The 24,785-nt window shown below is 71.5% G+C and carries 24 protein-coding genes; 10 read left to right on the forward strand and 14 right to left on the reverse strand.

Features of this window, described 5'->3' with window-relative positions; translation table 11 throughout:
* Positions 1-5: 5 nt before the first annotated feature.
* The 5 genes from OG589_RS33730 to OG589_RS33750 all read right to left on the reverse strand — a co-directional run bounded on the left by OG589_RS33730 (position 6) and on the right by OG589_RS33750 (position 4,740).
* Positions 6-695, reverse strand: coding sequence for a response regulator transcription factor (locus OG589_RS33730; protein ID WP_405142181.1), 690 nt, complete (start codon positions 693-695; stop codon positions 6-8).
* Between the two features lie 60 nt (positions 696-755).
* The gene (locus OG589_RS33735; RefSeq protein ID WP_405142182.1) at positions 756-1,406 is read right to left on the reverse strand and encodes a hypothetical protein; all 651 of its coding nucleotides are present in this window, start codon (positions 1,404-1,406) and stop codon (positions 756-758) included.
* A 28-nt stretch (positions 1,407-1,434) separates the two neighbouring features.
* Positions 1,435-2,715, reverse strand: coding sequence for an ABC transporter permease (locus tag OG589_RS33740; protein ID WP_405142183.1), 1,281 nt, complete (start codon positions 2,713-2,715; stop codon positions 1,435-1,437).
* Positions 2,716-2,782: 67 nt separating this feature from the next.
* Positions 2,783-3,493 carry an ABC transporter ATP-binding protein gene (locus OG589_RS33745; RefSeq protein WP_405152186.1) on the reverse strand — a complete coding sequence of 237 codons (711 nt, stop codon included), beginning with the start codon at positions 3,491-3,493 and terminating at the stop codon, positions 2,783-2,785.
* Positions 3,494-3,567: 74 nt separating this feature from the next.
* A complete protein-coding gene (locus OG589_RS33750) occupies positions 3,568-4,740 on the reverse strand; it encodes an efflux RND transporter periplasmic adaptor subunit (RefSeq protein ID WP_405142184.1) in 1,173 nt (390 codons plus the stop codon).
* Positions 4,741-4,943: 203 nt separating this feature from the next.
* On the opposite strand from OG589_RS33750, the gene OG589_RS33755 reads away from it, so the two are divergent.
* The 7 genes from OG589_RS33755 (at position 4,944) to OG589_RS33785 (ending at position 12,404) form a co-directional block, all read left to right on the forward strand.
* Positions 4,944-7,019, forward strand: coding sequence for an efflux RND transporter periplasmic adaptor subunit (locus OG589_RS33755; RefSeq protein ID WP_405142186.1), 2,076 nt, complete (start codon positions 4,944-4,946; stop codon positions 7,017-7,019).
* A 59-nt stretch (positions 7,020-7,078) separates the two neighbouring features.
* Positions 7,079-7,567, forward strand: a complete 489-nt coding sequence (locus OG589_RS33760) for a hypothetical protein (RefSeq protein ID WP_405142187.1) — start codon at positions 7,079-7,081, stop codon at positions 7,565-7,567.
* Positions 7,564-8,625 carry a peptidoglycan-binding protein gene (locus OG589_RS33765; RefSeq protein WP_405142188.1) on the forward strand — a complete coding sequence of 354 codons (1,062 nt, stop codon included), beginning with the start codon at positions 7,564-7,566 and terminating at the stop codon, positions 8,623-8,625. The genes OG589_RS33760 and OG589_RS33765 overlap by 4 nt, the downstream gene beginning before the upstream one ends.
* Positions 8,622-9,362 carry an ABC transporter ATP-binding protein gene (locus OG589_RS33770; protein WP_405142189.1) on the forward strand — a complete coding sequence of 247 codons (741 nt, stop codon included), beginning with the start codon at positions 8,622-8,624 and terminating at the stop codon, positions 9,360-9,362. The genes OG589_RS33765 and OG589_RS33770 overlap by 4 nt, the downstream gene beginning before the upstream one ends.
* Positions 9,355-10,572, forward strand: coding sequence for an ABC transporter permease (locus OG589_RS33775; RefSeq protein ID WP_405142190.1), 1,218 nt, complete (start codon positions 9,355-9,357; stop codon positions 10,570-10,572). Before OG589_RS33770 ends, OG589_RS33775 begins: the two co-directional genes overlap by 8 nt.
* A gap of 63 nt (positions 10,573-10,635) precedes the next feature.
* Positions 10,636-11,289, forward strand: a complete 654-nt coding sequence (locus OG589_RS33780; protein ID WP_405142191.1) for a response regulator transcription factor — start codon at positions 10,636-10,638, stop codon at positions 11,287-11,289.
* Positions 11,286-12,404 (forward strand): sensor histidine kinase, encoded by a 1,119-nt coding sequence (locus tag OG589_RS33785; RefSeq protein ID WP_405142193.1) that lies wholly within the window; start codon positions 11,286-11,288, stop codon positions 12,402-12,404. The genes OG589_RS33780 and OG589_RS33785 overlap by 4 nt, the downstream gene beginning before the upstream one ends.
* Positions 12,405-12,484: 80 nt before the next feature.
* Here the strand turns inward: OG589_RS33785 and OG589_RS33790 are convergent, their stop codons facing one another.
* From OG589_RS33790 to OG589_RS33805, 4 genes are read right to left on the reverse strand one after another with little or no spacing between them, the layout of a single operon-like run.
* Positions 12,485-13,999 (reverse strand): ATP-binding protein, encoded by a 1,515-nt coding sequence (locus OG589_RS33790; protein WP_405142194.1) that lies wholly within the window; start codon positions 13,997-13,999, stop codon positions 12,485-12,487.
* A gap of 14 nt (positions 14,000-14,013) precedes the next feature.
* Positions 14,014-14,715, reverse strand: a complete 702-nt coding sequence (locus OG589_RS33795; RefSeq protein ID WP_405142195.1) for a response regulator transcription factor — start codon at positions 14,713-14,715, stop codon at positions 14,014-14,016.
* 23 nt (positions 14,716-14,738) lie between these two features.
* Positions 14,739-15,923 (reverse strand): L-2-hydroxyglutarate oxidase, encoded by a 1,185-nt coding sequence (gene lhgO, locus OG589_RS33800; RefSeq protein ID WP_405142196.1) that lies wholly within the window; start codon positions 15,921-15,923, stop codon positions 14,739-14,741.
* A complete protein-coding gene (locus OG589_RS33805; protein ID WP_405142197.1) occupies positions 15,920-16,963 on the reverse strand; it encodes an NAD-dependent epimerase/dehydratase family protein in 1,044 nt (347 codons plus the stop codon). Before OG589_RS33805 ends, lhgO begins: the two co-directional genes overlap by 4 nt.
* 89 nt (positions 16,964-17,052) lie before the next feature.
* Between OG589_RS33805 and OG589_RS33810 the strand changes: the two genes are divergently transcribed.
* Positions 17,053-17,445 carry a hypothetical protein gene (locus OG589_RS33810; protein WP_405142198.1) on the forward strand — a complete coding sequence of 131 codons (393 nt, stop codon included), beginning with the start codon at positions 17,053-17,055 and terminating at the stop codon, positions 17,443-17,445.
* 160 nt (positions 17,446-17,605) lie between these two features.
* Complete coding sequence (locus tag OG589_RS33815; RefSeq protein WP_405142199.1) at positions 17,606-18,451, forward strand: hypothetical protein; 846 nt, start codon at positions 17,606-17,608, stop codon at positions 18,449-18,451.
* A 42-nt stretch (positions 18,452-18,493) separates the two neighbouring features.
* Here the strand turns inward: OG589_RS33815 and OG589_RS33820 are convergent, their stop codons facing one another.
* Complete coding sequence (locus tag OG589_RS33820; RefSeq protein ID WP_405142200.1) at positions 18,494-19,588, reverse strand: hypothetical protein; 1,095 nt, start codon at positions 19,586-19,588, stop codon at positions 18,494-18,496.
* 157 nt (positions 19,589-19,745) lie between these two features.
* Between OG589_RS33820 and OG589_RS33825 the strand changes: the two genes are divergently transcribed.
* Positions 19,746-20,717: an aldo/keto reductase gene (locus OG589_RS33825; protein WP_405142203.1), complete on the forward strand. Its 972-nt coding sequence runs from the start codon at positions 19,746-19,748 to the stop codon at positions 20,715-20,717.
* A 172-nt stretch (positions 20,718-20,889) separates the two neighbouring features.
* On the opposite strand, the gene thpR is transcribed toward OG589_RS33825, so the two are convergent.
* The 4 genes from thpR to OG589_RS33845 all read right to left on the reverse strand — a co-directional run bounded on the left by thpR (position 20,890) and on the right by OG589_RS33845 (position 24,721).
* Positions 20,890-21,453 carry an RNA 2',3'-cyclic phosphodiesterase gene (thpR, locus tag OG589_RS33830; protein ID WP_405142204.1) on the reverse strand — a complete coding sequence of 188 codons (564 nt, stop codon included), beginning with the start codon at positions 21,451-21,453 and terminating at the stop codon, positions 20,890-20,892.
* Positions 21,407-22,837, reverse strand: a complete 1,431-nt coding sequence (locus tag OG589_RS33835) for an MFS transporter (RefSeq protein ID WP_405142205.1) — start codon at positions 22,835-22,837, stop codon at positions 21,407-21,409. The genes thpR and OG589_RS33835 overlap by 47 nt, the downstream gene beginning before the upstream one ends.
* Positions 22,834-23,295 carry a MarR family winged helix-turn-helix transcriptional regulator gene (locus tag OG589_RS33840; RefSeq protein WP_405142206.1) on the reverse strand — a complete coding sequence of 154 codons (462 nt, stop codon included), beginning with the start codon at positions 23,293-23,295 and terminating at the stop codon, positions 22,834-22,836. The genes OG589_RS33835 and OG589_RS33840 overlap by 4 nt, the downstream gene beginning before the upstream one ends.
* Positions 23,296-23,458: 163 nt before the next feature.
* Positions 23,459-24,721, reverse strand: coding sequence for an MFS transporter (locus tag OG589_RS33845; RefSeq protein WP_405142208.1), 1,263 nt, complete (start codon positions 24,719-24,721; stop codon positions 23,459-23,461).
* Between the last annotated feature and the right edge of the window lie 64 nt (positions 24,722-24,785).

Below are 24,785 nucleotides of genomic sequence, written 5' to 3' on the forward strand. Positions count from 1 at the left end.
CCGGCTCATTGACGTGGTGCGCGAAGGACGTAGCCCACCCCCCGGAGCGTGTGGATGAGGCGGGGTTCCACGGTGTCGACCTTGCGCCGCAGGTACGAGACGTACGACTCGACCACGTTCCTGTCGCCGCCGAAGTCGTAGTTCCAGACGTGGTCGAGGATCTGCGCCTTCGACAGCACGCGCCCGGTGTTGACCATGAAGTAGTGCAGCAGCTTGTACTCGGTGGGCGACAGCTTCACCCGCCTGCCCGCGCGCCAGACCTGGTGGCCCTCCTCGTCCAGCTCCAGGTCCGCCACCTGGAGCCGCGAGGGCAGGTTGAGGTCCGCCCGGGTGCGGCGCAGCACGGCCCGGATCCTGGCCAGCACCTCCTCCAGGCTGAAGGGCTTGGTCACGTAGTCGTCGCCCAGGCCGAGCCCGGTGAGCTTGTGCTCGGTCTCGTCGCGGGCCGTGAGGAACAGCACCGGGGTACGCCTCCCGGCCGAGCGGAGCCGGTTCGCCACCGCGAAGCCGTCCATGTCGGGCAGCATCACGTCGAGCACGACCAGGTCGGGCCGTACGCGCTCGGCGAGCTGCACCGCCTCGCGCCCGTCCGCCGCCGTCATGACGTCGAACCCGGCGTACCTGAGCGTGGCCGACAGCAGCTCGCGGATGTTCGGCTCGTCGTCGACGACCAGCAGTTTCGCCTCACCCTGCATGATTCGTCCCCGTTCGCCGTACCGCCTTCGCTTCCCCCGGCACCGGTCGTCTCCCCGACATCAGCCACCGCCTCGGTTGCCGCCGAAGCCGCCTGTGGCACCGCCCTGGCTCACCGAGGTGGCGCTGACGCTGCCGTCGCTGCCCCGCTCACCCTGGACGATCGCCATGCCGCCGGGCTTGAGGTCCTTGACCTTGCCCTCCTTGCTGACCTGGATCTTGGTGTCGCCCGAGGTCCTGACGATGACGACCCCGCCGCCCGTCGTCTCCAGGTAGATCTTGTCGCCGTCCACGAGCTTGACCGTGCCGACCGTCACATTGCCGAACGCGCCCTGGCCCTGGCCCTGCCCTTGGCCCTGACCGCCCTGGCCCGCCTGCCCGGGGCCCTGGCCGCCGCCGAGGTAGCCACCGGCCCTGCCCGCGCCGCCGGCCCGCTGCTGCCCGCCGTTGCCGCCGAGGAGCGCCTGCACGGCCGCCTGCCGGTTGCCCGTGGCGGAAGACCCCCACGCCTTCTGCGCCTGGATGCCCGCGAGCATGCCCGCCACGAGCAGCACCCCCGCGCCGAGAACCAGGGTGAGGGTGGACATCCGGCGCCCTTCCGGCCGCACGGCGAGCTCGGCGTCGAGGTCGCCCTCGAACGGCGAGGCCTCCAGCAGCTCCCCCGCCGTCACCGGTTCGTCCGCCGGGTACGACTTGCGCCTGCTCGTACTCATGATCTCTCCTTGGTGCGGTAGCCGTACGTCACTCGTGCCGCAGTGCCTCGATGGGGCGCAGCTTCGCGGCCCGGTTCGCCGGATAGCTGCCGAAGAACAGCCCGATCGCGACCGAGACGCCGAGGGCGAGCACGATCGAGGTGGGCACGATGACCGGCTGGACACCGGCGATCGTGAACCTGCTGCCCGCCACTCCGATGGCCACGCCCAGCAGGCCGCCGACCAGGCTGAGCATCGTGGCCTCCGCGAGGAACTGGCCGAGGATGGCGCCCCGGGGCGCTCCGATGGCCTTGCGGATGCCGATCTCCCGCGTCCGCTCGGTGACGGTCACGAGCATGATGTTGGTGATGCCGATGCCGCCGACGAGCAGGCTGATCGCGGCGACGGCGCCGAGCAGCACCGTGAAGGTGCCGGTCGCCGCGCTGACCGTCTCCTGGAGGGCGGCCTGGTTGAGTATCCGGTAGTCCGCCGTGGCGGTGCCGGTGATGCCGTGGCGCTGGTTGAGGATCTCGGTGATCTCCGTCTGGGCCGCGTCCACCGCCGTCGCGCTCTTGGCCTGCACCACGATCTGCCCGAGCGACCCGAACCCGGTCAGGCTCTGCTGTACGGCGGGCAGCGGCGCGATCGCGACGTCGTCGGCGTCCTGGAAGCCGGACGAGCCCGCCTCCTTCAGCACGCCCACCACGGTGAACGGCACGCCCGTGATGTTGATCTGCTTGCCGAGCGGGTCGACGGTCCCGAACAGGTCCTCCGCCACGGTCTGGCCGATCACGATGATCTTCCTGGCGGCCAGCACGTCGTCGTTGACGAAGTACGAGCCCTTGGCCACCGGCTTGTTCGACGCCTCGAAGTAGCTCGGGTAGGTGCCCACGAGCTGCGAGATGGCGTGGCTCGCCCCCTCGTACGTCGCCGTCTGCGCGGAGGCGGTGACCACCGGGGACACGCTCTTCACCGAGGGCGCGCCGGTCGGGTCGGCCATGGCCCTGGCGTCGTCGAGGGTCAGCTGCCTGGCCTGGGTGCGCGGGCCGGTGCCGCCCTGCTGCTGGGCTCCGCCACCGCCGCCGAACCCTCCGCCTCCGCCACCGCGCCCGCCACCGCCGCCGCCCGTGAAGGACTGCATCACGGTCAGCGTGTTGGACCCGAGGCGCTGGATGTTGTGCTGGATCGACTGTGACGTGCCCTCACCCACCGCGACCAGCAGGATCACCGCCGCCACGCCGATCAGGATGCCCAGCGTGGTGAGGGCGCTGCGCATCTTGTTGGCCGTCAGGCCACGTACGGCGAAGCGCAGGACCTCCAGGGCGTTCATCGATCGCTCACCGCTCCTCGCCGGAGCCGGAGCCGCTCCGTGCCCGGCTGTTGATGGGGCCAGCAGTTCATGGGGTCACGCTCGGCAGCCTCGGCGGGGGGCCGTCCACGGGAGCCTGGCGGCGGTCCTCGACGATCAGGCCGTCGACCAGGCGGAGGATCCGCTTCGCGTGGCTCGCGACGTCGTCCTCGTGCGTGATCAGGACGATCGTCCGCCCGGCCGCGTTGAGCCTGTCGAGGATCCGCAGCACGTCGGCGGTGGACCTGGTGTCGAGATTTCCCGTCGGCTCGTCGGCCAGAAGCAGCGACGGCGCGGTGACCAGCGCGCGGGCGACGGCGACACGCTGCTGCTGGCCACCCGAGAGCTCGTTCGGATCGTGGTGGGTGCGGTCGGAGAGCCCCACCTGGTCCAGCGCCGCGAGCGCCCGCCGGCGGCGCGTTCCCGCGCCGACACCCCCGTACGCCAGGGGAAGCTCCACGTTGGCCAGCGCGCTCATGCGCGGGATCAGGTTGAACGACTGGAACACGAAGCCGATCTTCCTGTTGCGCAGGATGGCCAGTTGCCGGTCGTCGAGCGCCCCCACGTCGGTGCCGTCCACCAGGTAGCGACCGGTGCTCGGCACGTCCAGGCATCCGAGGATGTTCATCAGCGTCGACTTGCCGGAGCCGGAGGCGCCCATGATCGCCAGGTAGTCGCCCCTGTCTACCTCCAGCGACACCCCGCGCAACGCGTGCACGGTGGCGTCACCGGTGCCGTAGATCTTGCTGACCTCGCGCACGTCGAGGACGGGGGCCGTACGACTCGCCGCGAGCCGTGCGCCGCCTTCCGTGCGGTCTCCGCGGTCCCAGGGGGTCACCGTCCGCCCCCGCCACCGCCACCGCCGCCGCCGAGGCGGATGCCGCCGCCACCGCCGGGGAATCCACCGCCGGGGAAGCCTCCCTGCAGGTTGCCGCCCGTGCCCGCCGTGGCGCGCACCACCTGGTCGCCCTCGTTGAGCCCCGACTTGATCTCGGTGGTCGAGTCGCCCTTGACGCCGATCTCGACCCGCCTGGTGACCTGCTTCTGGCCCTCCAGGACGGTGACCGTATTCTGGCCACCGGCGGTCGTGATCGCCGAGCTGGCCACCGTCAGCACGTCGTCGGCCTTGGCCACGATGACCTGCACACTGGTCGTCTGGCCCAGCCTCACCGTCTTCGGCACGTCGCTCAGCGAGATCGTCGCGGAGTACTGCACGACGTTGTTGCTGGTCTGGGCCACCGGATCGATCAGCGTCACCTTGCCGGACGCCGTGACGCCGGGCAGCGCGTCGAAGGTGACGGTCGCGGGCTGGCCGACCTTCAACTTGGTCACGTCGGACTCGGTGAAGTCGCCCACGACCTGGAGGCGCTTGGTGTCGGCGATGTCGACGAAGCCGCCGGACGAACCGGAGCCGGACGAGGCGCCGGAGGCCCCGGCCCCGCTACCGGCGCCGGAGGCCCCTGAGCCGCTGGAGGCGCCGGAACCCGACGACCCAGAACCGGACGAGGAGCCGCCGACCGTCCCGTTCACGGCGGTCACCGTGCCGGCGAACGGAGCCTTGATCACCGTCCCGTCGACCGTCCGCTTGGCGTCCCGGTAGGCGTTCCTGGCCTGGACGTACTGCGAGTAACCGGAAGCCGTGGTCGTGTCGGCGTCGTCCGCCGCGTCGAGGCTCGCCGCCGCGGCGTCCAGGCTCTCCTGCGCGGCCGTGTCGTCGATCCTGGCCAGGATCTGGCCCTTGGACACCTTGTCACCGGCCTTGACGTAGATCTTCTCGACCGTGCCACTGGTGCTGAAGCCCAGCGACCTGGTCCTGCCGCTCTCCACCGAGCCCGAGGCCGACACCGAGGCGAGGACGGTGCCTCGGGTGACACGCGTGGTCAGCGGCGCCGCCCCTCCGGAGGAACCCCCGTTCAGGGATGCGTAGGCGATGCCCGCGCCGCCCAGCAACAGCACCCCGAGGGCACCGTTCACGATCAGCGCTCTGCGCTTCGTCGACAGCTTCACGACCCCTGAGCCTGGCCCACCCCGCTTGGGTGAACCTCCGTCGTCCCTGAAGGTTTCCTGACAACGCGGAGCCGCTTGGACTCAGCCGATGGGTGCGAGTCTCCGGAATCACGGCTCGACCGGGGCTTTCCTGCCGCCGATCCACAGGAAACTCTCAGGCCCGGCTGAGCTGGGAGTGACGTCGGCTGACCAGGATGGCCCGCATGAGATCGAGCACTCCGCCGGCCGCCGTACGAGTTGGAGGACTCGCGCTCGCGGGGATCGTCCTGGTGAGCGCCGGAATGATCTACCTCGGCGGTGGAGACGCCTCCACGGGAACGCGGATCGAGCTCGCGTCGGCCAGGCGGGGCACGGTCGTGAGCGGCGTCTCCGCCGCGGGGAACACCGTGGACGCCAACCTCCGCGACCTGGCCTTCGGCGCGTCCGGCACGGTCGAGAAGGTGTACGTGACCGTGGGGCAGAAGGTGAAGAAGGGCCAGGTCCTGGCGCGCGTCGACGACACGATCGCGCGCGAGGACTACACGGCCGCGAAGGCGTCGCTGGCCGCCGCCGAGGAGACGCTCGACAAGCTCGAAGAGGCCCAGAGCACCGGCTCCGGCACGTCGGGCGGATCCGGCGGAACCGCCCCGATCGGCCGCCCCCCGGCCCAACCCTCCACAGGCCCGTCCGGACAACCGTCGAGCGGCCCGTCCACCCGGCCGTCCGGACAACCGTCGAACGGCCCCTCCACCCGGCCCTCCGGACAACCGTCGAGCGGCCCGTCCGGTTCGCCGTCGTGCCCGCCCGGGACGTCCGGTAGCCCCCGTCCGTCGGCCTCGGCCTCGGGAAGGCCGGACGCGTCCCCCATGCCCGAGCCCACGGTCGGCTTCACGATCACGCCGCACGCGGCCGTGCTGGCTGCGGCGGAGGTCTCCATCACCGGTGACCGCTCCCCGGCCGCCGACACCCCCTCTCCGGCAGCGCCGGAGACACCGACCCCCACCCCGACTCCGAGCCCCACCCCAACCCCGACGCCGTCTCAGGCCCCCACCGAGTCGAAGACGCCGGTCAAGAGACCCACACGCGCCCCCGTCACCGGGCACAGCACCACCCACAAGCCCTCCCAGACCCCCACCTCCCGGCACACATCAACCCCCAAACCCACCCCCACCACCCCCCGCACACCAACCCCCAAACCCACCCCCACCACCCCCCGCACACCGAACCCGAAGCCCACCCACACCCCCACCGCCTCCCGTACGCCCAGCCCCTCGCCGTCGGCCACCCCCAGCGCCTCGCCGACGCCTACGCACCCGAGCCGGCCCACGGCGCGGCCGTCCCGGACTCCGGTCGTCGTCGTGCCGCCGCCGGGCGGGCCGAGTGACGTCCCGGACCCCGGCGGCTCACCGAAACCCACCCGGACGCCCACCGCCGGGCCGTCCCCGACCTGCGGAACCCCCGACGGGCACGACAACGTGAACCCGAGCGGCAAGCCCACCCAGCGACAGCCCCAGGGCAGGTCAGGCCGGGGTGGTCAGGGCGGACAGGGGGGCCGGAGCGGACAAGGCCAGGGCCAGGGCTCGGGCCGAGGTCAAGGCGGCCAGGCGATCACCACTGTGGCGCAGGCCGAGGCGAACATCGCCAGGGCCAAGACCACGCTGCGGAACGCCGAGGACGCGCTGGCCGGGGTGAAGATCAAGGCACCCGCCAAGGGCACGATCCTCACCATCGCCGGCACGGTCGGCACGGAGGCGAGCGCCGGCTCGGCGTTCGTGACCCTCGGCAACCTGGACGAACTGCAGGTCAAGGCGATGTTCTCGCAGACCGACGTCGGACGCCTGAAGATCCGCCAGACCGCCGCAGTGTCACTGGCGACCCGCGCCGGCAAGACGTACGACGGCGAGGTCACCCACATCGATGTGATGGCGACCAGCAGCAACCAGCTCGTGCAGTACGGAGTCATGATCGCCTTCGACCGCCAGCCCGCCGGCCTCATGCTGGGACAATCGGCGACCGTCCAGGTCACGCTCGACGAGGCCGAGGACGCCGTCTACGTACCGGCGCAAGCCGTACGGACCCGGGCCGACGGAGTCGCGACGGTGCTCGTCCGGAGCGGCGGGCAGAGCGTGGAGCGGACGGTCGAGCTCGGCGTGCGCGGCGACCAGTACGTCGAGATCCGCTCCGGCCTCTCTGACGGCGACCAGATCCAGATCCCCACCAGCGCCACCTCAGGCGGTTTCCCCGACGGAACCTTCCCCGGCCTCCCGGCCGCCCCGGCCACTCTTCCGCCACAGAGTTAAAAATCGCATAAGCGAATTCGCTTAACGCATGTTTAACGGGTTCTCGTTACTAATTTGGCATGACAGATACGAGAATCCGGATCGCCGCTCTGATCGCGATCCCACTCCTCCTCGGCGCGTGCGGCGGTAACGGGCCCGGTTCCGGAACGGCCTCCGGAGGACAGGACACCGGCTCGCGGGTCTCACCCGCCGACCTGGCGAAGTACGCGGCGTGCCTACGCGAGCACGGCCTCACCGTAGTCCAGAAGGAGGACTCGTTGAAGGTCAACGGGCCCGATCCGCAGACGGGACAGGCGGCCGAGAATGCCTGCAAACAATACGCGCCCGTCCTGTCCGGCATGTCGGCGGAAGAGAAGAAAAAGCTCATGGACCGGGCCCTCAAGTTGACCGCCTGCATGCGCGAGCACGGCGTGAACATGCCGGACCCGCAGCAGGACGCGAAGGGCGGAATCAATCAGGAATTACCGCCGGGAATGGACGAGAACACGCCGGCGATACAGGCGGCGCGGAATGCGTGCCGGGCCTTCATGCTCCAGGGTCCGCAGTGAGCCGCAGGGCGGTGGCGGTGGTGGCCGTGGTGACCGTGGCGGTCGCGGCCGGCGCTGTGACGGCGGTGACCGCGCTCACCGGGGGATCGGCCGGCGCCTTGGCCGAAGGCTCGGGTGAGGCGCGCGCCACGACCGTGGCGGCCACCGCGGAGATCACCCGCTCGGACCTGGTGGATACCAAGCGGGTCGGGGGCACGCTCGGCTACCGGGGCCGCCGGGCGCAGCCGAACCACGCGCGCGGCACGGTGACCAGGACGCGCGCCGAGGGGACGGTCGTGCGCCGTGGAGGGTGGCTGTACGAGGTAAATCGGCGTCCCGTCGTCCTCATGTACGGATCGATCCCCATGTACCGGCGCCTCGGCCTCGGCTCGGGCGGCGCCGATGTCCGGCAACTGGAGCGCAACCTCACGGCGCTCGGCTACCGCCCGGGCACGGTCGACGACGACTTCACCTGGCGAACCGCGAAGGCGGTGCGGGAATGGCAGGACGACAACGGCCTGGCCGAGACGGGTTCGGTCGACTCCGCCAAGGTGATCGTGGCCCCAGGACCGCTGCGCGTCGCTGGTGACACCGCGTTCAAGGGCGATCCCGCCGGGGCGTCGGTCGTCACGACCACCAGTACCCGGCGAGCCGTGCACATCGACCTGCAGGCGTCCTACCAGCAGTTCGCCCGGGTGGGTGCGAAGGTCACGGTGGACCTGCCGGACGGCCGCACGGTCAAGGGCCGGATCTCCTCGGTGGGAGCCACCGCTACGGCCGCCTCCGACCGGGACGGCCAGGCGACGATCGCCGTCGAGGCCACCGTGACCGGGAAGCCGGGCCGTCTGGACCAGGCGCCGGTGACGGTCGACCTGCGGACCGAGCGGCATGCGGACGTCCTGTCGGTGCCGGTCGAGGCGCTGCTCGCTTTGCGCGAGGGCGGCTACGGCGTGCGGGTCGTGACCGGCTCCACCCCCCGTGTGGTGCCGGTCAGGACCGGCCTGTACGCCGTGAGCCGCGTCGAGATCTCCGGCGCCGGCCTCGCCGCCGGCATGAAGGTCGAGGTTCCCGCCTTATGACCGAGAACCTGGTGATCGAGCTGGTCGGCGTGGCCAAGGAGTACCCGGGCGACGTGTACGCGCTTCAGGGAGTGGATCTGCGGGTGGCGGCCGGAGAACTGGTCGCGATCGTCGGCCCGTCCGGGTCGGGCAAGTCGACCCTGCTGCACCTGATCGGCACCCTGGACCGGCCGTCGGCCGGGACGGTGCGGATCGCGGGCCACGACGTGGCCGGGCTCAGCGACCGGCAACTGTCGGCGCTGCGAGCACGGCGGATCGGGTTCGTGTTCCAGCGGTTCCACCTGGCTGAAGGGGTGTCCGCGCTGGACAACGTCGCGGACGGACTGCTGTACGCCGGGGTGCCGCGGCGCGAGCGCCGTGCCAAGGCCGCCGAGGCGCTCACGGGGGTCGGCCTCGGGCATCGGCTGGAGCACCGGCCGGACCAGCTGTCCGGCGGGGAGCGCCAGCGGGTCGCGGTGGCCCGCGCGGTGGTCGGCCGGCCATCGCTGCTCCTGGCCGACGAGCCGACCGGGAACCTCGACAGCGCATCGGGGACCGCGATCGTCTCGATCCTGCGAGAGCTCAACGCGGCAGGTACCACCGTGGCGATCATCACCCATGACGACGACGTCGCGGGCGCCGCGCCCCGCCGGATCCGGCTGTGTGACGGCCAGATCGTCGCTGACGAGGCCTCCGGCCTGGACGCGTCGCCGGTCCATTTGCGTACGGGCAGGGGAAGGAGGAGCGGGCATGAGTGACCAGGTGGCGCCGTACCGGGGGGACCGGCCGGCCCCGGCGCGGCTGAGCGCGGCGGATGTGGCCCGGGTGGGCGCCGCGGGGCTGCGCGCCCGGCCCACGCGGGTGATCCTGTCGGCGCTGGGGATCGCGATCGGCATCGCCACCATGGTGGCGGTGCTCGGCATCTCGTTCTCCAGCCAGGCGCGGCTGCTGCAGGAGCTCGACAAGCTGGGCACGAACCTGCTGACGGTCGGTCCCGGCGGGCGGCTCTTCGGCGGCGGGCAGGCGGAGCTGCCGAAGCGGGCGCCCGCGATGATCCGGGCGATCGCCTCGGTCCGGATGGCGAGCGAGACAGGCGACACCGAGGTGCCGATCTACCGCAGCGACCGCATCCCGAACACCCGCACCGGCGGGCTGCAGGTTCGCGCCACATCCCTGGACCTGCCGCTGACCCTGCGGATCCAGGTGCGGGCCGGCATATGGCTGGACCAGGCCACCGCAGCGCGGCGAGCGGTGGTGCTCGGAGTGACGGCGGCCGAGCGGCTGGGCGTGACGGCCGGGGACCCGGTGTGGATCGACGGCCAGTGGTGGACGGTGATCGGCGTGCTGGAAGCCTCGCCACTCGCCGAGGAGATCGACGTCTCGGCGCTGGTCGGCTTCCCTGCCGCCGAGTCGGTCCTCCACTTCGACGGGCATCCCACCACGGTCTATACCAGGGTCGCCGACGAGTACATCTCGGACGTATGGGCGGTGCTGGCTCGTACGGCCAACCCCGAGCATCCAGAGGAGGTCGCCGTCGCCCGCCCGTCGGACGTGCTGGCCGCGCGGACGGCGGCCGCCGGGGCGTTCACCAACCTGCTGCTCGGCATCGGCGGGGTCGCGCTGCTCGTGGGCGGCGTCGGCGTGGCCAACACCATGGTCATCTCGGTGCTGGAGCGGCGGCGTGAGATCGGCCTGCGCCGCTCGCTCGGCGCGACCCGCGGGCAGGTGCGGGTCCAGTTCCTGGCGGAATCGCTGCTGCTGGCCGGGCTCGGCGGGGCTAGCGGTGCGCTCCTCGGCACCATCGTCACCTACGGCTACGCGACGTGGCGGGACCTGCCCATGGTGCTGCCTGCATGGGCTCTGGGCGGCGGGCTGGCGGCGACGCTGCTGGTGGGCACCATCGCCGGGATCTACCCGGCGATGCGTGCCGCCCGGATGTCGCCCACGCTGGCCCTTTCCACGGCGTGACATCCCGTTGACGGCCGAGCGGAGCTTTGGGTCATGGTGTGCACCACCTGGGATCATCGGGACATGCGGGTACTGATCGTGGAGGACGAGCACGTTCTCGCCGACGTCGTGGCGACCGGATTGCGCAAGGAGAGGATGGCGGTGGACGTCGTGTACGACGGCGACGCGGCTCTGGAGCGTGCGATGACCAATGACTACGACGTGATCGTGCTCGACCGGGACCTGCCGTTGGTCCATGGCGACGAGGTGTGCCGCAGGCTCGCCGCCGAGCGGGTCACGGCCCGGATCATCATGCTCACCGCGGCGGGCGACCTGCGCTCGAAGGTGGAAGGGCTGTCGCTCGGCGCGGACGACTACCTGGCCAAGCCGTTCGACTTCCCCGAGTTGGTGGCCCGGCTGCGGGCGCTGGCCCGCCGGGCGCCGGCACGGGTCCCGCCCATCCTGGAGCGGGCCGGCATCACCCTGGATCCGGCGCGGCACGAGGTGTTCCGGGACGGCCACTACGTCGCGCTCAGCCCGAAGGAGTTCGCCGTGCTGGAGGTCCTCCTGCGCGCGGAGGGAGCCGTGGTGAGTGCCGAGGACCTGCTGGAGAAGGCGTGGGACGAGAACATCAGCTACTTCACTAACTCGGTGCGGGTGACCGTCGGGACGCTGCGCAAGAAGCTGGGCCCGCCGCCGGTGATCGAGACGGTGACCGGCGCGGGATACCGCCTGTGAGCGGGCGGCGCCTGCCGGTCAGATGGCGGCTGACTCTTGTGTACGGGAGCCTGTTCTTCCTGGCCGCAGGCATCCTGGTGATCGTCAACTACTTCGTCGTCACGCGGATCGTCAGCCGGCCGATCTCGGTCGGGGGCCGGCCTGTCGGGCCGGCCCTGCCGCCCGAGCCCGCGGACCAGATCCTCTTCCGGCAAGTCGCGGTCGAGGTGAACGCCTACAAGAATCAGGTCATTACCTCGACCGTGGTGTGGTCGATCCTGGCCACGCTGCTCGTCGGGCTGGCCGGGCTCGCCGTCGGCTGGGCCATCGCCCGGCGCGTGCTGGCGCCCCTCCAGAAGGTCACCGAGACGGCCCGGCGCCTGTCCGATAGCACCCTGCACCGCCGGATCTCCATGGACGGGCCGCGTGACGAGATCAGGGAGCTGGCCGACACCTTCGACTCCATGCTCGAACGGCTCGACCGCGCCTTCGACGGGCAGCGCCGGTTCGTCGCCAACGCGTCGCACGAGCTCAAGACGCCGCTCGCGATCGACCGGGCGCTCTTGCAGGTGTCGTTCTCCGATCCGGCGCTCCCGGCGGGACTGCGGCCGGTACGCGACGAGCTGCTCGCCTCGAACGTCCGCCAGGAACGCCTCATCGAAGGGCTGCTCACGCTCGCCCACACCGAGAGGGAGCTGACCGATCGTGAACCGGTCGACCTGTCCGATCTCGCCCGCACCACCCTCGCCCGGTACCAGGAAATCGAGGCCGACCTCCGCCCCGCTCCTGCCATGGGCGACGCCGTCCTGCTGGAACGGGTGATCGCCAACCTCGCCGACAACGCGGTCAAGTACAACGACGAACGCGGCACCGTTTCCGTACGCACCGGATCGGACCTGGACGGGGCGTTCGTCGCGGTGGAGAACACCGGCCCGACGATCGCCTCCGGCATGGTATCCCGCCTGTTCGAGCCGTTCCGCCGTCTCGACGGCGACCGCACCGCATCGGCGTCCGGCGCCGGGCTGGGCCTGTCGATCGTACGCGCCGTCGCCCGCGCGCACGGGGGCACCGCCGAGGCCGTCCCCCGCGACGGCGGCGGCCTGGCCGTCACCGTCCGGCTTCCCCGCGGCCGCTAATCGATCTTGCCGCGGGGGTATAGGCCGGGAAAGCGCCCCTCGCCGCGCTGGACCTCACCGTGACCTCCGGTGCGCCGGGATCACGGGATGCCGGACGGCGACGGGAGCACATCGGGGGCGAGTGGCAGGACGACCCGGAACGTCGCTCCCGCGCCGGGAGCGGTCTCCACGGTGACGGCTCCGCCGTGCGCGGCGACCAGCCCCGCCACGATCGCGAGCCCGAGCCCGCTGCCCCCGGAGGACACCTGCTGCGCCGGAACGTTCTCGTCACCCGCACCGGTCGGCTCGCCCGTGGACGGTGCGCGGGATCGTGAGGGGTCGGCGCGGTAGAAGCGCTCGAAGACCCGCTCCACCTGGTCGGGATCGAGACCGGGCCCCTTGTCGATCACCTCAAGGAACGCCGTGGCGCCGCCGGTTCCCGCTCGGACCCTGATCGGGGTGCCGGGTGGGGTGTGCGTGAGCGCGTTGCTCATCAGGTTGCCGACGATCTGGCGCAGCCGTACCTCGTCGCCGGAGACGATCGGGGCCACCTCGCCCGCGACCTCCAGGGCGATGTCACGGTCGCCCGCGAGGATGCGCGCGTCCTGGACGGCGTCGGCGGCCAGGGCGAGCAGGTCGACGGGCCCCACCGTGAGCGGCCGTTGCTGGTCGAGGCGGGCGAGCAGCAGCAGGTCCTCGACCAGGACGCCCATGCGGGCCGCGGCGTCCTCCACGCGCCGCATGAGCCTCGCCGGGTCGCCCGCGGGGTTCTGCCGGTAGAACTCGGCGAAGCCCCGGATCGAGGTCAGCGGGGTGCGCAACTCGTGCGAGGCATCGGCGACGAACCGCCGCATGCGCTCCTCGGACGTACGGGCCGCCGCCTCGGAGATCTCGCGGGCGCGGAAGGCGGTCTCGATCTGGGCGAGCATGCCGTTCAGCGAGGCCGCGAGGCTGCCCACCTCGGTGCGCGGGTCGCGGTCGGGCACCCGCCTGCCGAGGTCGCCCGCGGCGATCGCCGCCGCGGTGTGCTCCATCTCCACCAGCGGCCGGAGGCTCCTGCGCACGATCACCACGCCGAACAGGGCGAGGACGACCATGACGACCCCGCCTCCGAGCAGCTCGGTCAGGGCGAGGCGCGCGGTGATCTGGTCGACCGACGACAGGTCGATCGCTATGACGACGCTTCCCACCCCCACCACGGAGACCACACGGACGCGCCACTCGCCCCCGCCCGAGGCCGCGGGCACCGTCTCGGGCTCCCAGGCCGACACCTCGCTCAGGTCCGGCAGCACGGGCCCGGGCCGGTTCTCGGTCTCCAGCCCGGCCAGCGTGGCGACGACCTTCCCGTCACGGTCGCGGAGCTGTATGAGCCCGTCAGGGGGCACCCGGTTGCCGAGGCCAGGACCGCGTTGCAGGCGCCGGGCGACGTCCTGGGCGAAGGTCGCCAGCTGCTGGTCCATGCGGTCGACGAGGTAGCCGCGGAGCACGGACACACTGCTCACGCCGATGCCCGCCAGCGCGATCGCGACCAGCGCCAGCATCGTGGCGATCAGCTTGATGCGCAGCGGCGTCCGCGCGAAGACGGACGACAGGGCCGATCGCGGGGTGGTGTTCACGGGCGCGGCACCGTTCACGTGGGAGGGGTGCGCAGCACGTAGCCGACGCCCCGCAGGGTGTGGATCAGCCGGGGGCTCGAATTGTCGATCTTCCTGCGCAGGACGGACACGTACGACTCGACGATGCCCGCGTCGCCCCGGAAGTCGTAGTCCCACACGTGGTCGAGGATCTGCGCCTTGGACAGCACCCTCCCGGCGTTCGCCATGAAGTAGCGGAGCAGCTTGAACTCGGTGGGCGACAGCGGGATGACCGCGCCGCGCCGCCACACCTCGTGGCTCTCCTCGTCCAGCTCGATGTCGGCGAAGGTCATGCGGGGCGGCGGGGCCATGGGGTCGCCGGCCGTACGGCGGAGGACGGCGCGGATGCGCGCGATCACCTCTTCGAGGCTGAACGGCTTGGTCACGTAGTCGTCGCCGCCGAGCGTGAGACCCCTGATCTTGTCCTCGGTGGCGTCTCTCGCCGTGAGGAAGACCACAGGAGTGTGCGTGCCGCCGCCGCGCAGGCGCCGTACGACATCGAAGCCATCCATGTCGGGCAGCATGACGTCCAGGACGATCAGGTCCGGGCGGCGGCGCTGGGCGGCCTCGACCGCTTGGGCCCCGCTTCCGGCGGGGGTCACCTCGAACCCGGCGAACCGCAGGCTGGCCGCCAGCAGTTCGAGGATGTTCGGGTCGTCCTCGACGACCAGCAGTCGGGCTTCAGGCGAATCGGTCACGCCCCTATAGTGGCCTGATTTCCTTAAGCTGGGATGAAAGAAAGGATGTGGCGGGCGATCGCGAGGCTTGATGTGGCGGCAGGTGAGGGGGCGTTGCGCACCAGGATCACCCGGCCGTGCACGTCCACCACGAAGTCGTCGACCAGGCTCCCGTCCCGGGCGACGGCCTGGGCCCGCACCCCACCGGGGGTGCGCACGAGGTCCTGCGCGGTGAGGGTGGGCACGTAGCGGCGGGCGGCCCTGAGGAACGACTTCTTCGCGAGCGAGCCGTAGACCTCGGCGATGCCGGTCCTCCAGTGCGCAGCGGCCATCCGGCGGGTGCCGGGCCAGGCCGCGATCTCGCGCAGGTCGCGCGGCGACACCTGGCCCCAGGAGTAGCCCTCGCGGGACAGCGCCAGCACGGCGTTGGGCCCGACCAGCACCTCGCCGTCGATGCGCCGGGTCAGGTGCACCCCGAGGAAGGGATAGCGCGGGTCGGGCACCGGGTAGACGAGCCCGCGGACGAGGTCCTTGGCGGAACCGGCGAGCTTGTAGTACTCACCGCGGAAGGGGACGATGCGCACGTCGCCCGCGTGCCCGCTCATCGCGGCGACGGCGTCTGACCGCAGCCCGGCGCAGGAGACCAGCCGGTCGAAGGCGAACCGCGTGGTCCCCGCCAGCACCTCCACGCCGCTCGCGGTCTCGCGCAGCGCGCGTACGGGATGCCCGAGCCGTACGGACCCGCCCAGGTCGGCGACGTCGAGGGCGAGGCGGCGGGCGACGGCGGGGAAGTCGACGATCGCCGTGTGCGGGGAGTGGACGGCGCCCACCCCGACCGCGTGCGGCTCGATCTCGCGGAGCCCGAGGGCGTCCAGCTCGGCGATGCCGGGCACGCCGTTCTCCCTGGCCCGGCCGGCGATGCGCTTGAGCCCGGCGCGCTCGGCCGAGGTCGAGGCGATGACCAGCTTGCCGACCTCTTCGTACGGGATGTGGTGCTCCGCGCAGTACTCCCGCAGCAGCGCGACGCCGTCCCGGCAGAGCCTGGCCTTGAGCGAGCCGGGGGTGTAGTAGATGCCGGCGTGGACGACCCCGCTGTTGTGGCCGGTCTGGTGGGCGGCGACGCGGTCCTCCTTGTCGAGAACGGTCACCGTGGCGCCGCGCGACGCCAGCTCCCTGGCCACCGCCAGCCCCAGGATGCCCGCACCGACGACCCCGATTCGCTCGCTCACAGGGCGATATCTTCCTCGCTTTGCGCCGGCCGCGCCAGACGGCCGACGCGGCGGGGGGCCAGGTGCCCCGCCTCGGCGAGCCAGCGCAGTGTGTCTGCCACGCTCTCCTGTACGGGCCGGAGGCGCACGTCCAGGGCTTCCAGCGTCGCGGTGTCGTCGACGGGGACCATCGACACGATGATGTCGGCGGCGTCCCGGGTCAGGGGGTAGTCGATGCGCCTGATCTTCTTGAGGCCGTCCAGCATGCTCCCCGCGGCCCTGAGCAGCGGCGCGGGAGCGGGGAAGCGGCGGCACCGGCCGCCGGTGACCTCGTCGCACACGTCGGCGAGCTCCGCCCAGCGCAGGAAGTGGCCGCCGAGCAGGAACCGCCTCGGCCCCCTGCCCGGCTCGGCGCAGCGGGTGAGCACGGTGGCGAGGTCGCGCACGTCGATCAGGGCGACGCCGCCCGAGGTGATCGGCCATCCCTGGGTGAGACCGCCGCGCAGGCCCTCGACCATCGAGTCCAGGGTCGGCTGGTGCGGGCCGATGACCGCCGACGGGTAGACGATCGTGACCGGGTGCCCCTCGTCCTGGAGCGCCCTCGCGTACCGTTCCCCCTCGACCTTCGTCCTGCCGTAGGCCGTCCTGGGGGACGCCAGGGGGCTGTCGAGCGTGATGACGGGGTCGCGCGGCGGTACGAAGACCGCGGTCGTGGAGACGTGGACCACCGGGTCGAGGCCCAGCTCGACGGCCTGGCCGAGGACGTTCCTGAGGCCCGTGACGTTGGTGCCCGCCAGGTCTCCGCCGTGCCCCGTCACCCCGACCTCGGCGGCGGTGTGCAGCACGGCCTCCGCGTGCGCGAGCCCCTCCCGTACGGCCCGGGCGTTCCGGATGTCGGCCTCGTAGGTCTCAATCGGGTCGGTGATGCCAAGAGTTGAAAGGACTTTCACCGCCCTTTTGGGGTTGCGAACGAGCAGGACGGGTTCGTGTCCGGCGGCCCGTAACGCGGCTACCGCGTGGCAGCCGACGTATCCGGAGGCCCCGGTGACCACAATGCGCATGAACGCAAGCTAGCGCTTGGCAGACTGCCTGGAAAGAGGCTATAACACCCCACATAGCCATCGAACAGACATTCGATACACTGCCTGGCGTGTACGTTCCGCCCGGGTGGCCATCGGAGGTCCTCCCGCCGGGGAGCCCCGACTGGGAGTCCTCGGCGGTGGCCTGGCTGCTCGACGCCGTGCCCCCCGACTACCGCGCGTACGGAGTGCTCCGGCGCCATCCGCTCGCGCTGGCGCGCATGGCCCGCCACCACGTGAACGCCATGGTCGAGGCCGCGCGCACCGGCTACCGGGGCGCGGCGGTCGACCTCAAGGGGCACCTGCCGCCCCACGCCATCGAGGCCGTCCTTGAGGCCTACCGCCGTGAGGGCCCACGGCTGGTGCGACTGGCCGCCTCGGTCGAACTGGTCGAGCAGGCCCTGCGCGGCGAGCCCTTCGTCGCCCGCATGGACACCTCGGGGCAAAGAAGACCGCCCAGGTAAAAGCATGGGGCGGGAGGGTCCAAGAGTCTCCGGCCTCCCGCGGTTTCGCGTTTCACCAGGGCATACCTCGACAGGCGCGTCGCATGATCCGCACTGGTGTTCAGGGCGCGCTCTCCTCGCCCCGGCCTCCCGGGGCGGTCATCCGATCGAGGGGAAGTCCATGAATCAACCCCATGCTCTGGCATCCCTGCCACGGCGTGTCCTCCTCCTGGGCGTCACCGCCTCACTCCTCACCGTCCCCGCCGCCGGTCTCCGGGCCTCCCCTGCCTCGGCGCACCCGTCTCCCAAGGGCCCGCACACCTCGCCTCCCATCGCCTGCCTGCCGGGCAACGGGGGCTTCGAGGAGCCCCCCGGCGTCGACGGCGCGGGCACGCTGAAGAAGGACGTGCCGAGCTGGCACACCAACTCGGCCGACGGCCTCATCAAGATCTGGGGACGGGGCAACGCGAGCGCGACCGGCGTCGAGATCCCCGCGGACTCGGGCATCCAGTTCGCCGAGCTGAACGGGACGCAGGCCTCCACCTTGCACCAGGACCTCACGACCAGGCCCAAGACCCTGCTGGTGTGGCGGCTGGCCCACCGCGCGCGGAGCGCGAGCCCCGAGCAGAAGGACGTCATCCGCGTCAAGATCGGCGCGCCGGGCGCCACCGCGGTCCAGGTGCCGCTGGGCCAGACCACGGGCGCCATCGCCGACGGCGGCATGGCCTGGGGCCACTACATGGGCATCTACCGCGTCCCCAAGCGGCAGAAGGTGACCCGTATCTCCATCGAGTCGGTCTCCGCCGCCTCGGGGTCGCCGACCTCCGGCAACCTCCTGGACTCCGTGGAGATCGGCTGCACCGGCGCCTGCCCGAAGGTGAAGTTCACCCGCCGGTCGTGCGACTCGCTGGGGCTCCCGCTGGCGCCCCTTCCCGTCGCGCCGCCGGCACCGCCCGGCGGTACCACGCCGCCCGGCGCCGGGGCGGAGCCGATCGTCCTCCCTCCGGCGGAGACGATGACGCGCTGACGGCGCTCAGCCGGCCAAGCCGACGGGCCCGGCTGACCGGGCTCAGCCGACGCGGCGGGCGATGGCGGCGATGATGCCGGTGGCACCGAGGGCGACGCCGAGCCACAGGGCGATGACCCCGGCCGGCACCCCTGAGTCGCCGTCGCCCGCGGCGGCGTTCGAGGCCGACGCGTCGGGCACCCCGGCGACCCTGGACGGCGCGGTGCCCGTACGTGTCGGGGTGCCGGTCGCCGTCCTCGCCGCGGCGGCGGCCGGGAGCGGCACCAGGTACACCGGGCTGTTGACGCCCTCGGACCCGGTCAGCAGTGCCTTGCCGTCGCGGGTGTAGGTGATCGACTCGGCCTGCTGGAGTGGCGGCATGGAGACCCGGCTGATCAGCTCGCCCGGGGCCCGGTAGAGCGACGCGGAGAAGTACGTGCGGATCACGAAGCTCGACCCGTCAGGGGCGTAGGCGGCGTCCGTCGCCATGATGGGCGCGGGGCCGACCCGGCGCAGGATGTTGACCTTGTCGGTGCGCAGCTTGGCCGGGGCCGCGTAGATCGACCCGGCGAACTCCTTGCTCACGACGTAGAGCCGCCCGGTGACCGGGTGCACCATGATGCCCTCGGCGTTGCGCCCGCCGTCCTTGTACCGGAAGCGGTAGCGGGTCGCCTGGAGCGTCTGGTCGCGCATGGTCTTCGGCTCGGTCACCTTGTAGATGGAGTAGTCGGGCCAGGCGCCGTTGAGGTTGTCCCCGATGTCGGCGAACCACAGGAAGCTCTCGCCGGTCGCCGGGTCGACGGAGGCGGCCATCGCCTCCCAGTCCCTCGCGGCGGCCCCGGCCAGCGTGAACATCGCCAGGGTGCGGCCGTCCGGCCCGACCGCGTAGAACTGCGGGCCGGCGCCGCTGTCGTTGTGGGTGTAGATCACGCCCTTGTGCGTGGGCGAGACGGCGAGGCCGCTGGACTCCGAGATCCGCGGGTCCTTGAAGCGGAACAGCAGCCGCTCGTCGCCCTTGCCCGGCTCCTTGCCCTCGCCGTGCGGCCGGACCTGGCCGTGCGCCGCACCCCCGCCGGCGGACGCCGGCACGGGACCGGCCATCACCAGCCCGACCGCCGTAAGGACCCCTGCCGCCGCGACCACCCGTCTGCTCCCCATCCGCTCATCATGCCCCGCTCTCGAAGGCACCGCGCCGGAGCCGCACCGGGCCTGGGCTGGACTTGGGGCTCCTCTGGACGGGGCGTCGTGGCCGGAACGGGCCTTCCGCCCAACCCTGGCTGGGCTGGAGTGCACTCCAGGTGCTTAGGGTGAAGACATGGAATACGCATACCTTGGACGCGCCGGTCTCTCCGTGAGCCGCCTCTGCCTGGGCACCATGAACTTCGGCCCCTCGACCTCGGAAGAGGACTCGCACGCCATCATGGACCGGGCCCACGAGCTGGGGATCAACTTCTTCGACACGGCGAACGTCTACGGCTGGAAGAAGGGCGAGGGAGTAACCGAGAAGATCGTCGGGCGGTGGTTCGCCAAGGGCGGCGGGCGCCGGGAGAAGACGGTCATCGCCACGAAGCTCAACGGCGCCATGGGCGACTGGCCGAACGAGAAGCACCTCTCCGCCCTGAACATCCGCCGGGCCTGTGACGCCTCGCTCAAGCGGCTGCAGACCGACTACATCGACCTGTACCAGATGCACCACGTCGACAGGAACACCCCGGTCGACGAGATCTGGGAGGCGATGGAGGTCCTCCGCCAGCAGGGCAAGATCATCTACGTCGGGTCGTCCAACTTCGCGGCGTGGCACATCGCCAAGGCGCAGGAGGAGGCCAAGCGGCGCCACTTCCTGGGCCTGGTCTCCGAGCAGTCGCACTACAACCTGCTCACCCGCACCGTGGAGCTGGAAGTCCTGCCGGCCTGCGACGACTACGGGCTCGGAGTGATCCCGTGGAGCCCGCTCGCGGGCGGCCTGCTCGGCGGCGTGCTCCGCAAGATCGACAAGGGGCGTTCCGCCTCGGAGCACATGCTCTCCGAGCTGGAGAAGCACAGGGAGCAGATCGAGCAGTACGAGGCGTTCTGCGACGAGCTGGGCGAGGACCCCGCCAACGTCGCGCTGGCCTGGCTCCTGGAGCAGCAGGCCGTGACCGGCCCGATCATCGGCCCCCGCACCGTCGAGCAGCTCGAAGGCAGCCTCCGCGCGCTGGAGATCGAGCTCGACGACAAGGCGCTCGCCCGCTTGGACGAGATCTTCCCCGGCCCCGGCGGCCCGGCTCCCGAGGCGTACGCCTGGTAGAGGCCTTGACCGGAGACGCGGAGCCGTGGTTGCTCCCAGCGAGGGCCGCGGCTCCGCCCTCATCGGGCCGGGGCGGCTCTACGAGAGCAGCGCGCCGATCACCACGATGATCACCAGCAGGGCGAGCACCGTGGGCAGCAGCCAGCGACGGGGACGGTCCACGCACAGGAGCCTAGTCGCGTCCTGCCAGTGGCCATGACCCGAGAGTCTCGTAACGCACGGACGGCCCGAGGTGGCTGCGCATCAGGTGCACGGAGTCCGCGCGCCAGGGCGTACCGCCGAAAGAGCCCAGCGACTCGACCAGCCCCCGCGCGTCGGTGCCCGTACGGGCGCGGGAGCGGGCGAGGGTGAGATGGGGATGGAACGGCTTCCTGTCGGTGTGGACGGCCCCGGCGCGCTGCGCGCCCGCGGCCAGCGAGGCGGCCAGCCGGGGCAGGGCGGTGCCTCCGCCGGAAAGGCCGAGCCAGACGACCCGGGCGCGGGCGGCGGAGGAGAAGGCGCCCGCCCCCCCGAAGGTCAGCGTCATCGTGGGGTAGCGGCCCGCCGCCCGCGCCAGCCGTACCTCAAGGCGCGGCAGCACCTCCTCGGCGACCTCGCCGAGGAACGTCATCGTGACGTGCCAGGTCTCGGGCGCCACCCACCGCAGCTCCGGCCACGCCTCGCTGTGGGAGGCGACGACCCGCGCCACCTCAGCGAGCGCCTCCGGGGGAGGCGACAACGCCACGAACAACCGCACCGCGTGTCCTTCCCGCCGCGAACCTGGTGAGCAGGATCGCGAGACCGACGCCCACCAGGCACATCACACCGCAGATCACCACTCCGAGGCGGGGCCCGGCGAGCTCGCCGGCCCACCCGATCAGCGGCGCGCCGATGGGGGCTCCACCCGTGAACACCAGAACATAGATTCCCATGACGCGGCCACGCATCTCAGGTGACGCCGCGAGCTGGACGGCGGAGTTCGCGGCGGTGTTCGTCGTGATCATCGCCATGCCCGCGGGTACCAGCAGGATCAGGAAGATCGGGTACGCGGGCGCGAACCCGGCGGCGATCTGCGCGACGCCGAAGCAGACGCCCCCGCCGACCAGCAGACGGCGTGTCGGGCGCGCCCGGCGGGCGGCGAGCAGTGCCCCGCCCAGCGCCCCGACCGCGAACACGCTGGACGCCACGCCGAACGACGACGCGTCCTGGCCGAACACCTGCTTGGCCATCAGTGCGATGCTCATCGAGAAACTGGTCGCGAACATCGCCGCGAACGCCACGAGCAGGATCGGCATCAGCAACTCGGGGCGCTGCCACACGTACCGCAGGCCCTCGCGAAGCTGCCCCTTGGCCCGGGCGAGGGGCTCCGGAGTGCGCAGCTCCGACGAACGCATCAGGAACAGACCGGTGATCACGGCCGCGAACGACGCCGCGTTCAGCAGGAAGATCGGACCGGTGCCGCCCAGGGCGTAGATCAGCAGGCCGGCGACGGCGGGGCCGACGACGCGCGCGAGGTTGAAGGTGGAGCTGTTCAGGGCGATCGCGTTGGACAGGTCGGAACGGCCGACCATCTCGACGACGAACGACTGACGCGTGGGCACCTCGACGCACGAGACCAGCCCGAGCATGAACGCCATCACGTAGACGTGCCACGTCTGGGCGTGCCCGGTGACCGTCAGCAGGCCCATCGTGAGCGCGAGCAGGCCCATGAGCGACTGGGCGCCCATGAGCAGCGGCCTCTTCGGGTACCGGTCGGCCAGCATGCCGCCCCAGAGGCCGAACAGGACCACCGGCAGGAACTGCAGGGCGGTCGTGATGCCGAGGGCGGCCGAGCTGCCATGGGTGAGCTCCAGGACCAGCCAGTCCTGGGCGGTGCGTTGCATCCAGGTGCCGACGTTCGACACGACGCTGCCGGAGACGAACAGGCGATAGTTGTAGTTGCGCAACGAGCGGAACATCCCGCCGCCCGACCGGGCGGCCGACCGGGCGGCCGGCGCCTCCTCGGCCTGCACGCCCCGGGTCTCGTCGGCCTGCACCTCACGGAGCTCGGCCTCCTCGATCTCCGCCAGCGCTTCCACGGCTCGCGCCACTGGTTCGGGAGGGTCTCCGGCGTCCTCGTCCACAGCCTGTGGGCGGGTCACATCTGGGAAAGCTTCTCCAGGATCGGCGCCGCCGCCCGCAGCGTCGACCGCTCCTCGGGAGTCAGCTCCTTCAACCGCTGGGCGAGCCACGCCTCCTTGCCCCGGCGCTCCTCCTTCAGGAGCCCTCGGCCGTGCTCCGTCACGCTGACGGTCACCTGGCGCCTGTCGGTCGGGTGCGGGGTACGGGCGAGCAGCCCCCGCTCCGCCAGCGCGGCGATCACCCGGGTCATCGAGGGGGGTTGCATCTTTTCCAGCTCGGCCAATTCGCCAGGGGTTATCCCTGAGTGCCGTTCGACGGCGGCGAGCGTCGCGAGCTGGGTGGGGGTCAGTGTGTGGGCTCCGGCCTGTCGCCGCAGCCGTCTGGTCAGCCGCGCCAGGGAGACGCGCAGCGCGGACGCCAGCCCGGCGTCGCTGCGTAGGTCCGACAGGCGCCCCGTCTTTGGAGTGTTCGTTAGCATGAGTCATTACCTTTGCTAACTATATAGGACATGTCATGATTCCAGATGGCTCGATGTTTTTCTCGGCGTACGACCTTCTCTGACATGCCGAACGTGCGCGACCCCCGAGACGTTCGCGCACAGCACTTAAGATCCGCGTACACACCCCGCGAGGCCTCGCGGGTCAGGCGCGCGTCTCCGACAGCTCGCCGGCCGTGCCGGCGTCCACGGGCGAACGCATGGTGCGCACCTCGCGCGACAGCAGGGTGAGCGCCGACGCCGCCACGATCAGCGCCGCCGCGCCGTACTGCGTGGCCGAGAGCCCGACCTTCGCGGCGATCGGCCCCGCGACCAGCGCGCCGAGCGGCATGGCCATGACGGAGCCGAGCGCGTCGTATGCCGAGACGCGGGCCAGCTTGCCCGGCGGCACGTTGCGGGCCAATGCGACACTCCACTGGACCATCATGATCTCCATGATCACCCCGAGGAACACCGCGGCCAGGCAGAGCGCGGGAAGGGGCCAGTGCATGGCGAGCGACAGCGGCGAGATCGCCATGGCGGCGCCGATGCAGACCACGAACAGCATGGGTCTGCTCGGGGTGAAGCGCAGGGAGAGCACACCCCCGATGATCAGGCCGAGGGCCTCCGCCGCGGCGATCGCGCCCCACGCGGCCGAACCGCCGAGATGGGCCTTGGCCACCGCGGGGCCGAGCACCTGGAAGCCCCCGTACCAGGCCATCATGATGACGCCGAACTGGGCGACGATCGCCCACAGCCAGGTGTGGGAGACGAACTCCGACCAGCCGTCGCGCAGCTCCCCGAGCATGCCGGCGTCGCGAGCCCGCTCGTGACCGGTCACCCGGATGGCGAGCAGCATCGGGATCGTGCCGAGCAGGCCGACGCCGCAGACGGACAGGGCCCATCCCGGCCCGACGGCCGCGACGACCACTCCGGCGACGGCGGCCCCGCCCATCTGGGCGCCGTTCATCGCGAGCCTGCTGATGGCGTTGGCCTGCTGGAGCAGCGTGTCAGGCACGATCTTGGGCAGCAGGGCCTGCGACGCCGGCCAGAAGACGGCCATGCCCACGCCGGTCAGCGTCTCCAGCACGATCATCTGCCACAGGACTGCCTGACCGGTGAGCACCAGGATCCCGAAGGTGCCCTCGCCCACCGCGATCATGACGTTGGCCGCGACGATGACCCGCTGCGGGGGGATGCGGTCGGCGATGACCCCGCTGATCAGCGTGAACACCAGCGACGGCGCGATCTGCGCCGCCAGCACGTACGACAGGTCGGCGGTGGACCCGGTGATGTCCAGCACCGCGAACGACACGCCGACCAGCGAGAACGCGAACGCGGCCGGTGCGAGCAGGCGATCGGCGAGCAACAGCCGGAAGTCGCGGATGGCGAGCACCGGGAAGCGGCGAGCTAGGGCGCGCCACAGCATGACTATCTTCCGATCGAACGCGGGGCAGAGGACTTCGACGGTAGTGAGGCGGCCCCCGAACAGG

Source organism: Sphaerisporangium sp. NBC_01403 (genome assembly GCF_045040145.1).
Lineage (GTDB): Bacteria > Actinomycetota > Actinomycetes > Streptosporangiales > Streptosporangiaceae > Sphaerisporangium > Sphaerisporangium viridialbum.